Below are 11,899 nucleotides of genomic sequence, written 5' to 3'. Positions count from 1 at the left end.
GTCACCCAGATCCCGGCCCTGATTGTCTCCACCGGCGCCGGCATCATCGTCACCCGGGCCAGCGGCAGCGCCGACCTGGCGGGCGACATCGGCGGGCAGTTGATCGGCCGGGCCAAGGTCCTGTTCATCGCCTCGGGCATCCTGGCTTTCTTCGCCTTCGTCCCGGGAATGCCCTTCCTGCCGTTCAGCCTGTTGTCGGGAGCGGTGCTGTTGCTGGGCTTGCAGACCCAGGCGGCGAAAAAAGCCATTGAGGAAGCGCCGCCGGCGATGGCGGAACCGTCCGTGCAACCGGAAACCCTGGAGGAAGTCCTCTCCATGGACTTGATCGAGCTCGAGGTCGGATACGGATTGATCAATCTGGTCGATACCGACGCCGGCGGCGAATTGCTCGACAAGATCCGGGCGATCCGCAAGCAATACGCCCAGCGCATGGGCGTGATCGTGCCGCCGATCCACATTCGCGACAATTTGCAGCTCAAACCCGGCCAATACCGGATTCTGATCAAGGGAATCGAGGTCGGTTCCGGCGACCTGATGCCCGACCGGCTCCTGGCCATGGACCCCGGTACCGTTGACAAGCCGATCGACGGAATTCCGACGGTCGAACCGGCTTTCGGCCTGCCGGCGGTGTGGATTCGCAAACGCGATCGCGAGCAGGCGCAATTCGCCGGTTACACGGTGGTCGATTTGTCGACGGTCATCACCACGCATCTATCGGAAATCTTTAGGGTTCACAGCTATGAGTTGCTCGGTCGGCAGGAGGTGTCGCACCTGCTGGAGAACCTCAAGAAGAATTATTCGAAAGTCGTCGATGAGTTGGTCCCAAACTTGCTAGCTCTGGGTGTGGTGCAGAAGGTGCTGAAGAATCTGTTGCGCGAGGAGGTTTCCATTCGCGACTTGCTGACGATCGTGGAGACGCTGGCCGATTACGGGCACCTGACCCGGGATCCGGACGTGCTGACCGAGTACGCCCGCCAGTCGCTGGGCCGCGCCATCACGTCGCAGTACATCAACGAGGACGGGTCGATGACCTTGATGACCTTCGACAGCCGCCTGGAACAGTCGCTGTCCGACGCCGTCAATCACACCGAGCAAGGCTCCTACCTGGCCCTGAACCCCGAATTGGCCCAGCGGATCATTTCCGCGGTCGAGAAATCGTTCGAGCGGTTCAACGAGGTCGGGGCGCGGCCGATTCTGTTGACCTCGCCGCTGATTCGCGGCCATTTCAAACGCTTCATCGACAAGTTCGTTCCGGGCGTGACGGTGTTGTCGCACAACGAGATCGATCCCAAGGCCAAGATCTATTCGCTCGGCGTGCTGGGGGTGTAAGCCATGCAAATTCGGAAGTTCACGGTCGGTCACATTCGCGAAGCCATCCTGGCGGTCAAAAGCGAAATGGGCCCCGACGCGGTCATCATGTCGATTCGAACCATCAAGGGTAAAAACGGCCGCGCGGCTCTCGAAGTTACCGCCTCCAAAGATACCGCGCAACCGGCCGCGGCCGCCGAATTGGCGGCAACGGAGAGTCGGCCGGTCGAGGCCGGCGCCAAGGCGCTGCCGTTTACCGGAGGCGGCAGGCCGGCGCTTTCCCAGGAAGCCAATTTGAGCCGGCTGATCGCCGAATTGACCGCGCTTTCGGGCCGGTTGGAGGAAATCCAGCGGAATCTGAACCCGGAAAACATCGCCGTGCGGCTGGAAAATTTCGCCAAAGGCCTCGATCACCTGCAAGCGCTGCTCGACGACGCCAACGGCGGTTCCGTGCCGCCCGAATTGGCTTTTGAAGGGGCGCTGAGCGCCGGTTACGAGCGGTTGCTCAAGGCCGGGATCGCCCCGGTCTATGCCAAGGAATTGATCGAACTGACCAGCCGCCAACTTTCAAGCCGGTCGCTGGCCCCGGACGTCTACGGCCTGGAATATCTCGCCGCCGCCGTGATGGATCACATCCGCACGGCCACCCCTTTCGCCCCCGGCCGCGATCAGCAGATCCACATGATCATCGGGCCGACCGGCGTCGGCAAAACCACCACGATCGCCAAACTGGCCGCGCGCCAGGTGTTCGAGATGAACCGCTCGGTCGCCCTGCTGACAGTCGATACGTTTCGAATCTCCGCGGTGGATCAGCTTCGCACCTACGCCCGCATTTTGAACGTCCCGGTGGAAGTCTGCATGAGCGACGCCGATCTGGCGCAAGCCGCGCTCAAGCACGCCGACAAGGACACGCTGTTCATCGACACCGCGGGCGCCAGCCCGAAGGACATGCGGATGATGGGCGAGCTGGTCAAATTCCACCAGACCGGCATCGCCATGGATGTGCACCTGATCCTGGCCGCCACGACCGCCGCGGAGGACCTGCGGGACATCGTCGATCGCTATAGCGCCCTGCCCATCGCCAGCCTGATCGTTTCCAAGTTGGACGAAGCCAATAATTTTGGTAATCTGTACAACCTGATGCAACAGACGCGCATTCCCTGTTCGTACTTCACGGTCGGACAGAACGTGCCGGACGATATCGAGGAAGCGACGCCCGAGCGGGTCGCGGATCTGTTGCTGGACGTGGCCGCGCAAGTCTGAGGACGAAAGGCACTGTACAGGTGGATCAAGCCGAACTGCTGCGAAAAAAGGCTCAGGAACATCGGGAGAAAGCCGTGGACGAGCGGGTGCCGGCGGTGGAAGGCCGGCCGGTGCGCGTGATTTCGATCACCTCGGGCAAGGGCGGCGTGGGCAAGACCAACGTCGCCGCGAACCTGGGGATCGCTCTGTCCCGCCTGCAGCGGAAGGTGCTGATCTTCGATACCGATCTGGGGCTGGCCAATATCGACGTGGTCCTGGGCTTGAAACCGCAGTACACGATCCAACATGTGCTGACCGGTGAAAAGCGGATTCAAGATGTGATCGTCGAGGGGCCGGGGGGCCTGCTGATTCTGCCGGCTTCGAGCGGCGTCGACGAGGTCCCGGAACTGACGGAGAGCGAGCGGTTGGATCTGGTGGCCCAGTTCGAAAACTGGGAAATCGACCTGGACGTGATGATCCTGGATACCGGGGCGGGGATCGGGCCGAACGTCATGTACTTCAACGTGGTGGCCCAGCAGATCGTGGTGGTCGTCACTCCGGAACCGACCAGCATGACCGACGCCTACGCGCTGATGAAGGTGTTGTCGACCCGCTACCAAGAAAAGCGCTTTCATTTGTTGGTCAACATGGTGCGTGACGAAAAGCAGGGCCTGGATGTTTACCGTCATTTGGCCAAGGTCGCGAACCGGTTTTTGGATATTTCCATCGATTTTCTCGGTTGGGTGCCGCATGATCCCAACCTCACCAAGGCCGTCCAAAAACAGACGCCGATTCTGGATGCTTTCCCCAATTCGCCCGCCGCAAAGACCTTTGCCAAGCTGGCCCAAAACATGTTAGAAATGGAAATCCCGAAGTCGCCGAAGGGGAACATTCAGTTTCTCTGGCGGCATGTACTCCGGGCCGGGTAAGGCAAGAACTCGAAAAGCTAGATGCGTACGGCGACAAAAAAGTTTATCGCGGGAATATCCTTATTGGCTTGCCTGCTCACGCTGGTCACCGGAGCGGTGCATGGTTTGCCGCTATGGGCGGTGATTGAGCGAACCGCGCTGGCGACGGCCGGGTTCGGCGTGGCGGGATTCATCGGTGGGCTGGCGTACGAAAAATTATGGCTGAAGTAACCGAAGTCGACATCCGCGAATACAAGGACGCTCCGGCGACCGAACGCATCCGTATGCGCGATCGGCTGATTCACCACTACATGCCCCTGGTGAAACTGGTCGCCAGCCGCATCATCCGCCGCCTGCCCCCGCAAATCGAACTGGGCGATCTGATCAACACCGGCATCCTCGGCCTGATCGACGCCATCGATAAATTCGATCCGTCACGCGACATCAAATTCGAAACCTATGCCGAATTCCGCATCCGCGGCGCGATCCTCGACGAATTGCGCAGCCTCGATTGGGTGCCGCGTTCCATTCGCCAGAAGCTTCACGCGATGCAAAAGGCCATGGAAGAGCTGGAAAACCGCAACAAGCGGCCGGCGACCGACGACGAGCTGGCCAAGGAAATGGGCGTCCCGCTGAAGGAGTTCCAGGAACTGCTCGGCAAGGCCAGCGGCGTCAGCCTGATTTCCTTCGAGGACCTGGGCTATACCTCCAATTCCGGCCAGCGCCGCAACGCGCTCGAATACTTCAAGGAACCGCACTCCGAAAACCTGATCAGCCTGCTCAACCTGCAAGACGTCCGCGATTTCCTCGCGCAGGCCATCGACGACCTGCCGAAAAACGAGCGCTTCGTCATCTCCATGTACTATTTCGACGAATTGACGATGAAGGAAATCGGCCTGGTGCTCGGCATCACCGAAAGCCGGGTCAGCCAGATTCACAACAAAGCGGTCATTCACCTGAAGACCAAGCTGCGCCGGGTTTTGCAGAATGACGCCGATGATCTGCTGTAACGGGTTCACTAGTCAACTTCCGACAAGGAAGATCTTTCCCATCCCATGAGCACTTACCTCGTCAAGTTGATCCGGTTTCTCACCACGCTGACAACCGCTGTTTTCTGGCTCGCCGGCTGCAACCCGTTAGCCGATTCTTCCTATCGCAACGTCGTGCTGATCAGCGTCGATACCTTGCGCGCCGATCACGTCGGCTGCTACGGTTACCAGCCGCCGACGACGCCGGCCGTCGATCGGTTGGCGGCGGAAGGCGTGGTTTTCGAACAGGCTTATGCCAGTTCTCCCTGGACCTTGCCCAGCCATGCCTCGATTTTCACCGGCCTGTACCCGCGCGGCCACGGCGCGGACCTGGTCAACAAGTCATTGCCCTTGGGCGCGGTGACCTTGGCGGAAGTCTTGAAAGACAGCGGTTATCGGACCGGCGGCGTGGTTTGCGCTCCTTTCCTGGACACGATGTACAACTTCCAGCAGGGGTTCGACGTTTACGACACGGAATTGATCGACGGCCTGGATGACCCGAACGCGTCGACGGCGGGCGAGGTGACGCGTCGCGGTTTGCAGTATTTGCGGAGCTTGAAAAAAGGGCCGTTTTTCCTTTTCCTGCATTATTGGGATCCGCATCATCCCTACAATCCGGCGAAAAAATACGTGGATTTGTTCGACCCGGATTATTCGGGAACCGTGGACGGCTTCAACATTCGCGAACGGACGGACATGGTTCCGGGAATGGATCCGCGCGACTTGCGGCACATCGTGGCGCTGTACGACGGCGAAATCCGCGCGACCGACGAGGCGATCGGCGCGTTTCTCGCGGAACTGGATCAGATGGGTCTGCGCGAGAATACGCTGGTGGTCCTGACCTCCGATCACGGCGAGGAGTTTCTCGAGCACGGCGGCCGCGCGCACCTGGTCCAGTGCTGGCAGGAAACGATTCACGTGCCGCTGATCATGCGGATCCCCTGGTTGAAAAGCAAAGCGTCGCGGTTCGCGCCGCCGGTTAGTCTGGTCGACTTGCCCAATACGATTCTGGAACTGGTCGCCGCGAAAAAGTCGCTGCCGGAGAACAACGGCATCAGCCTGGCCAGCGCCATCGTCAAAGGAGAAGCGCTGCCGGACCGTCGCTTGCTGGCCGAAACGCGCATGGGCCAGCCGCAAGGCCGGGAACAGACCCGCGGCAACTGGACGGTGTCGATTGCCGCCGATCAGCTCAAATATCATCATTTTGTGAATCCCACCGAGAAATTCACGGCGTTGTACGATCTGCGCCGGGATCCCCGGGAGCAAGACGATTTATCCGCCGCGCAAACCCAGGCGACCGAACGGATGGAGCGAGAAATCGCGCAAACCAATGTCCGGCTGAATGATCTGCGCCGGCGATTGAAAACCGAAAATCAAGTGAAGATGAACGATCAGCTTTCCAAGCGGTTGCGTTCGTTGGGTTACGTGAATTGATTTCACCCGAAATCAGCCTTGTCGACGGGGTATCGGCAAGATCATGAAAATCGCCGCCTTCTTCGATTTCGATAAAACTCTCTTGCGCGTCGACAGCGCCTCGATCGGCTTCCGGTATTTATGGGAAAGGCGCGAAATATCGGCGGGCTACCTTTTGAAAGTGGCCGTCGCGGGACAACTTTACCGTCGCGATTGGCTCTCGATGGAAGCCATTTCCGAATTGTGCCTGCGTTTTTATAAAGGCCGGCGGTTGGCGGAGTTCACGGCCGGCGCCCAGGAATACTGTGAGAAATACCTGAAGCCTTATCTTTCGCCGATCATTCTGGCGAAAATCGAGGAGCATCGCCGGGCGGGTCATTACCTGGTGCTTCTTTCGGCGTCGGTCGATTACTATGTCGAATGGTTCGGCCGCGAACTCGACTTTAATCGCGTGATCTGTTCCCGCCTGGCGGAGGATGATGCCGGTTTCCTGACCGGCCGTTCGGTCGGGCCGCTGTTTTTAGGAAAGCACAAGAAAACCGCGGCCGAATCGCTGGCACACGAAGAGGGAATCGACCTGCGCGCCTCGTTTGCCTATGCCGACCATCATTCCGACCTGCCGCTGTTGGAATCGGTCGGCCATCCGGTGGTCATCCGTCCGTCGCGGCCGTTGCGCGCGGAAGCTCTCCGGCGCGGTTGGCCGATTTTGGCGGAAGAATAAACAGCGGTGATCCGCACCGCCGGTTTTTCGCCGGATATTTCGATTTGCAATTCTTGTTGGGTTGAGTGTTGAAAAATTCAATAAAAAAAGATTAAATCGAGGCTGATTTTTTTCGGAAAGCGCTAATTAATCCTTCTGAAAACACCGATAACTGAAATAGGGGTATAAGATTCGCGAGAAGCGAATCTGAAAATGGATGTCAACAGGGTTGTGGTCGCGGGCGATCGGTCGCGGGAGAGGGTGAAGGTCGGAAAGGAGTTGGTGGAAAATGAGTCCCGTCGGCTTAGTCAATTCCATCGCCGCTAGCGCCATCGTGGATCGCGTGGCCAACGTCCAGCAAATGCAGGTCGACCTCCATCAAAAGCAGGCGGAGGCGCAAGCCTTGCGGGACGAAAACCTGCGCCGCACCACGGTTTCGACCACTCAGGAAGAAGAAAAAGTCCGGGAACGGAAGAAGGGCGAGGAACGCCGCCAAAAACCCCGCAAACGCGCTTCCGGAAACGAATCCGAGCTGGAACCGGCCGAGGGAGACGAGAAGATGTCCGCGGCTCGCTCCGGCGGGTATAAGCATATTAACCTGACCATTTAAATGCCGGAAAAAGTCAGTCTCAAACCAACCTCCAAGGCAGGGTCGGTTATCCGGCCCGGCTTGTCCTTTATTCCTCGTCGCCATGATGTTCTGCAAACCTTGACGCCGGGTCAGCGGTTGTCGGTGCTGGTGCTCGAAAATTTCGGCGGCGGCAAGGTCATGCTGGAGATCAAAGGCGCGGCGGTGACCGCCCAGGCCAACGGCGAATTTCCGATCGGCGGGCGCATCGAGGTCCAGGTCAATCAAGACGGGCGGAATTTCATCTTGCAACGGGTCGCCACGGAAGATACGTCCCAGGAAGAATCCTTGATGCGTTTGCTGCGGGTGCGTCTGCCGGGTTTGGCGGATCGAAATCAGGCCCTCGTTCAATTGCTGACCGGCTCGCTGCTGGACGGTTTCGCCGGCGCCAAAACCGGCTTGGCCGAGCTGTATTCGCGGCTCTCCCAGATGCTCGGCGATCTGTTTCAGGCCGACACCGGATTGGCCGAGAAACTGCAAATGCTGGCGGTGACGATGGGGCTCGCGCCGCTGAAAATGGGCGAGCGCATCCGCGAATTTCTCGGCAAAAACCTGCCCGGCCTGCTGGACAAAATTCTCTCGGCGTCCAAGGACGATTACCTGAATCTGTTGCGCGAAAACCAAAATCTGGCGCCCGAGGACACCGAAAAGCTGACCCAGTTGGTCGGCGGACTGAAAGAGCAGATCGCCTTGTTTCGCGGGTTGAACGCCTTGTTCGAATCGCGCGGTTTGCCGGTGCACCTGCAAATTCCCTTCGTTTTCCAGGGCGAGCCCCAGCCGACAGAGTTGTGGATCTATAAAAAGCAGGGGGAGGGCGGAAAGGACGCCGCGCCCCGCGACCCGGAAGTCAGCACCGCCTTGATTCGCTTGCGCCTGTCGCAACTGGGAGAAATCCGCGCGCAGATCACTGTATTGAAAAAGCAGGTGCAGGTCGGCATCTATGCCGAGCGGGAAAAAACCGCGGCTTTGGTCGAAGAAGCCTTGCCGGAACTGCAGGCGGATTTAAGCAAGGCCGGACTGGAGCCGAATCTGGCGGTCCGGGTCGGCCTCGATCTGCAACCCGTGCCCACGGCGGAAGAATTGTTTTTCACCGGCGGCGAGAAGAAATTGCTGAGCGTCAAGGCATGAGCAAGGAAACGGAAAAAACCAAACGGAAAGTCGCGGCGGCGATCCGCTACGATCCCGAAAAAGATCAGGCCCCGCGCCTGACCGCCAAGGGATTGGGCGTCGTCGCCGAAAAAATCATCGAGCGGGCGATCGCCGCCGGCGTGCCGCTCCGCGAAGACCCCGACCTGGCCGCCGCCCTGGCCAAGCTGCCGGTCGATACCGCCATTCCTCCCGCGCTGTACCAGGCGGTTGCCGAGGTGCTGGCCTTTATTTACCGCTTGAATCAACGGGAAAAAGAAGTGTTGGGAAAGATTTGACCGGCCGTTACAACCGATTCTGCAGTTCGCGCCTTTGACATCCCAGAACATAGCTCTGAATCATTTTCAATTGCACGGCGTCGACGTTCAGCCATTCCAGGCCGAGAAAATAACGCCCTCCCGCTCCATGATACTTGGCGCGCACGGTGGCGTGCAGGGTGATGTAGTCCTCTTGATTCAGCAGCAACTGGATTTTCGGCAGGATGGCCCCGACGCGAATGGCGGGCGATTTGACGAAACTCAGGCAAAGCCCGGTGATGCTCACGTTTTCGACGATGGTTTTTTCTTCACAGGGTTTGCCGTTCAGGCTGAGGCAGACGGCGGGCAAGGTCTTGGCCGGAATGACCCGGAGGGCGTCACGGCGCTGTATCACCCGAATCGACTTCATGCTCTGGACCAGATATTGTTCCGCCGTGCCGACCTTGCCGAGAAATCGGGTTGGGAAGGTGCAATATCCCAGGCGATCCAGCCAGAAATGAGCTTCGATCTGCAAATCCTTGGTCAGTTCGCGAATCCGCTTTTTCGGCTCCAAATTGTCGATCAACAGTTGGTCGTGCAGAAATCCGACGAAATTCCCGCGCAGTGGGGCGATGGTCGGATGAATGAACAGCCGGATGATCGCTCTTTCGCGTATCGCCCGCTCTAACGCGAACTGCGCTTCACTATCTTCAATGATTCGGTCAAATTTATCTTGTTGCATTCTAAATTTTTCATCGGAACGAATGTTGATTTTCATAAGCGGTAAATGAATATTTCCCAATTTTTCGGCCAACAAGTGATCGCGGAGTCCAGCGGCGGAATTGATAAAAACCGGTAAAATGCTTATCGAAAATGGGTTTATTTATTGAAGGAGGGTCTCAATTTAAAAAATATTGCACTCAGTGCCATATTTCTTGACGCAGCGGATCGGCTTCGGTACCTTGTCGATAGTGCAATGACGGTAGCCGGACAATCGCCGACCGGCCCATTTACCCGCTCTTTCAAGTCGAGGGGAAAATCATGAAAAAATTTTTCCGACATTTTCGAAATGCGGCTCACCCATTCTTGTTCTTCTGTGGTATCGCCTGGTCGATTTTCATTTTTTTATCGCCCATTTCAGGTTGGGCCGGTGAGGTCGGCAGCTTGAAAGCAACCCTGGAATGGGTCCAGATCAACGGCGCACCGGTGGCGTTGCAATGGGGCAGTCCGGTTCCGGATTTCGAGCTTCAGGATCATCCGACGATCAACCTCGGCGGCTACTGGAAAAAGGAACGCCTGACGCTGAATCATGATTTGTCCTTCGCCGCTCGAAACGGCGAGACTTTACAGGCGATCGAGGCCGAAGGCGACGGCCGGCATCTGCCGGGTTACGACGATTCGGCCTGGCTTGGTAAAAAGCTGCCGATGGTCGAAAGCTACATGCCGGGCGATGAGTCGAACCCTCCCGAGCCGTTCCACGGCGGCGTCTGGTATCGCCGCTCGGTCTTCGTTCCGGAAACCTGGCAGGGCAACATCAATCGGTTGATCAGCCTCGGCGCCAACTATATTTTCGATTTGTGGATCAACGGCCAGTACGTCGGCGTTCACGAGGGCGGCTATACGCCGTTCGCCTTCGATGTCTCGGCCTACCTCGACTACGGCGCCGAAAACTTCATCGCCGTGCGGATCGATAAACCGTTCCCCGGCATCCGGCAGGACGCAGTGCCGGCGTGGATCGCGATGGACTGGTGGGATTACACGGGCATCATCCAGGATCTCTACCTGGAAAGCGCGCCGCCGCTCCAAGTGGTGCGTGCCGACATCATTCCGCGCGACTACAACGGCACGCTGGATGTCAAAGTGGTCGTCGAAAACAAGACCGCGGCCGCGCAAAGCGTGACGGTGAGCCTGCAACCCTATCACGTCGATCCGACGGCGCCGGGCTATCTGAACGACCCGCATCCGGCCGCGATCATCGGCAAGCCCGCCTACCTGGAAGGCGAGGATGCCGCCACCGTGCAGGTTCCGGCAGGCGGTTTGGGGGTGGCGAAATTTTCCGTGCGGATCGTCGCGCCATTGCGGTGGACGCCGAAGGGCCCCTTCCTCTATGTGATGGAAACGACGGCGCGCGCCGGAAGCTTCATCGACGTGCATTACAACCAGTTCGGCGTACGCACCGTCACGCGCGAAAACGGCCAGTTGCGGCTCAACGGGCGCGTGGCGTTTTTGCCGGGCATCGCCCGCCACGAGGATTGGCCGGACAGCGGCCGAAGCGCGACGTGGGAGAAAATTCGCGACGACTTGCAGCTCATCCGCGAGTTGAACGTATTGTTCCTGCGCACCGGGCATTATCCGAATCACCCTTATACTTACGTGCTGGCCGATCGCCTCGGCCTGGCGGTGATGGAAGAAATTCCGGTTTATTGGTTTTTCAGTTGGAATTGGAGCCGGCAGGACGAACGACGCATCGCCGATCAGATGTTCCGGGAAATGGCGCTGGCGGGCGCGAACCGTCCTTCAATCATCCTCTGGAGCCTATCGAACGAGTGCCCGTTCGTTTTCGCCTACGCCAACACGGCTTACAACCAGCGAATCGCCGACGACTTCCACACTCACCTCGACGACGGACGGATGCTGACCCAGTCGCCGGCCGCCCAGAACTGGCGCCTGAGCCTGTCGACGGAGGAACCGCTCGACGTTGCGGGCTGGACGACTTATTACGGTGTTTTCTACGGCGACGATCAGTACGCCGAAACCAAGGAGTTCATTCTGCAGCACGCCCAGGAAAAACCGGAGCTGCCGATCGTTTCCACCGAGTACGGGGCCTGGTCCGAGGCCGACGACAGCAATGCGCAGGAACAAGTGGATCTGTTCGGCGGCACCTGGCAGGCGTTCACCGAAACCGCGGCGCTCGATCCGCAGGGCAACGTCCGCCCGAACGGCCGCCTCGCCGCGGTAACGTGGTTCTGTGTCTTCAACTGGTTCACGAAAAACGGCTTGCCGGAATTCATTGCGCCGTATCTGCAATCCATGGGGATCATCCACATGGATCGAACGACCTGGAAGCCGGCGGCGGAAGTGCTGCGGGAGGCCTATCGCGTGTACTACGAGTTCGGCGGCCTGGGTCCCGTTCCCGACGATTATGTGGATGAAGAGGAACCGGTCGACGACGACACGACCGACGACGATGCGGCCGACGACGATGCGGCCGACGACGACAACGACAATGACGATCAAGCGGCTGCCGACGATGACGACGATTCGGTCGGCGGCTGCGGCTGGTAACGGAG

12 protein-coding genes are annotated in these 11,899 nt (G+C 58.9%); 11 read left to right on the top strand and 1 reads right to left on the bottom strand.

The genetic code is table 11. The annotated features are described in order from the left end of the window. The 10 genes from flhA to GX444_03095 form a co-directional block, all read left to right on the top strand. Positions 1–1,329, top strand: a 1,329-nt coding sequence (flhA, locus tag GX444_03140; GenBank protein NLH47580.1) for an EscV/YscV/HrcV family type III secretion system export apparatus protein, incomplete at its 5' end; no start/stop codon positions are given. Positions 1,330–1,332: 3 nt separating this feature from the next. Continuing rightward, positions 1,333–2,571, top strand: a complete 1,239-nt coding sequence (flhF, locus tag GX444_03135; protein NLH47579.1) for a flagellar biosynthesis protein FlhF — start codon at positions 1,333–1,335, stop codon at positions 2,569–2,571. A 20-nt stretch (positions 2,572–2,591) separates the two neighbouring features. Continuing rightward, positions 2,592–3,479: a MinD/ParA family protein gene (locus GX444_03130; protein NLH47578.1), complete on the top strand. Its 888-nt coding sequence runs from the start codon at positions 2,592–2,594 to the stop codon at positions 3,477–3,479. A 63-nt stretch (positions 3,480–3,542) separates the two neighbouring features. Then, entirely contained in the window at positions 3,543–3,689 is a 147-nt protein-coding gene (locus GX444_03125) for a hypothetical protein (protein ID NLH47577.1), read from the top strand. Beyond that, positions 3,677–4,468, top strand: a complete 792-nt coding sequence (locus tag GX444_03120) for a FliA/WhiG family RNA polymerase sigma factor (GenBank protein NLH47576.1) — start codon at positions 3,677–3,679, stop codon at positions 4,466–4,468. The genes GX444_03125 and GX444_03120 overlap by 13 nt, the downstream gene beginning before the upstream one ends. Before the next feature lie 45 nt (positions 4,469–4,513). Continuing rightward, positions 4,514–5,920 carry a sulfatase gene (locus GX444_03115; protein NLH47575.1) on the top strand — a complete coding sequence of 469 codons (1,407 nt, stop codon included), beginning with the start codon at positions 4,514–4,516 and terminating at the stop codon, positions 5,918–5,920. 43 nt (positions 5,921–5,963) lie between these two features. Beyond that, positions 5,964–6,620, top strand: coding sequence for an HAD-IB family hydrolase (locus tag GX444_03110; protein ID NLH47574.1), 657 nt, complete (start codon positions 5,964–5,966; stop codon positions 6,618–6,620). A 268-nt stretch (positions 6,621–6,888) separates the two neighbouring features. Continuing rightward, entirely contained in the window at positions 6,889–7,209 is a 321-nt protein-coding gene (locus GX444_03105) for a hypothetical protein (GenBank protein ID NLH47573.1), read from the top strand. 99 nt (positions 7,210–7,308) lie between these two features. Then, the gene (locus tag GX444_03100; protein NLH47572.1) at positions 7,309–8,355 is read left to right on the top strand and encodes a flagellar hook-length control protein FliK; all 1,047 of its coding nucleotides are present in this window, start codon (positions 7,309–7,311) and stop codon (positions 8,353–8,355) included. Beyond that, positions 8,352–8,651, top strand: a complete 300-nt coding sequence (locus GX444_03095) for a hypothetical protein (GenBank protein NLH47571.1) — start codon at positions 8,352–8,354, stop codon at positions 8,649–8,651. Before GX444_03100 ends, GX444_03095 begins: the two co-directional genes overlap by 4 nt. A gap of 7 nt (positions 8,652–8,658) precedes the next feature. Here the strand turns inward: GX444_03095 and GX444_03090 are convergent, their stop codons facing one another. Next, positions 8,659–9,423, bottom strand: coding sequence for a hypothetical protein (locus tag GX444_03090; protein ID NLH47570.1), 765 nt, complete (start codon positions 9,421–9,423; stop codon positions 8,659–8,661). Between the two features lie 350 nt (positions 9,424–9,773). On the opposite strand from GX444_03090, the gene GX444_03085 reads away from it, so the two are divergent. Then, a complete protein-coding gene (locus tag GX444_03085; protein ID NLH47569.1) occupies positions 9,774–11,894 on the top strand; it encodes a glycoside hydrolase family 2 in 2,121 nt (706 codons plus the stop codon). Positions 11,895–11,899: the final 5 nt, after the last annotated feature.

The sequence above is a fragment of the Myxococcales bacterium genome (assembly GCA_012517325.1).
Classification (GTDB): domain Bacteria; phylum Lernaellota; class Lernaellaia; order Lernaellales; family Lernaellaceae; genus JAAYVF01.
The sequence above is the reverse complement of the archived record's forward strand: the minus strand, read 5'-3'. Positions and strand labels throughout refer to the sequence as shown.

Coding starts and splice junctions, on each gene's coding strand:
- flhF (NLH47579.1), top strand. CDS start 1,333: ATGCAAATTCGGAAGTTCACGGTCGGTCACATTCGCGAAGCCATCCTG.
- GX444_03120 (NLH47576.1), top strand. CDS start 3,677: ATGGCTGAAGTAACCGAAGTCGACATCCGCGAATACAAGGACGCTCCG.
- GX444_03115 (NLH47575.1), top strand. CDS start 4,514: ATGAGCACTTACCTCGTCAAGTTGATCCGGTTTCTCACCACGCTGACA.
- GX444_03110 (NLH47574.1), top strand. CDS start 5,964: ATGAAAATCGCCGCCTTCTTCGATTTCGATAAAACTCTCTTGCGCGTC.
- GX444_03105 (NLH47573.1), top strand. CDS start 6,889: ATGAGTCCCGTCGGCTTAGTCAATTCCATCGCCGCTAGCGCCATCGTG.
- GX444_03095 (NLH47571.1), top strand. CDS start 8,352: ATGAGCAAGGAAACGGAAAAAACCAAACGGAAAGTCGCGGCGGCGATC.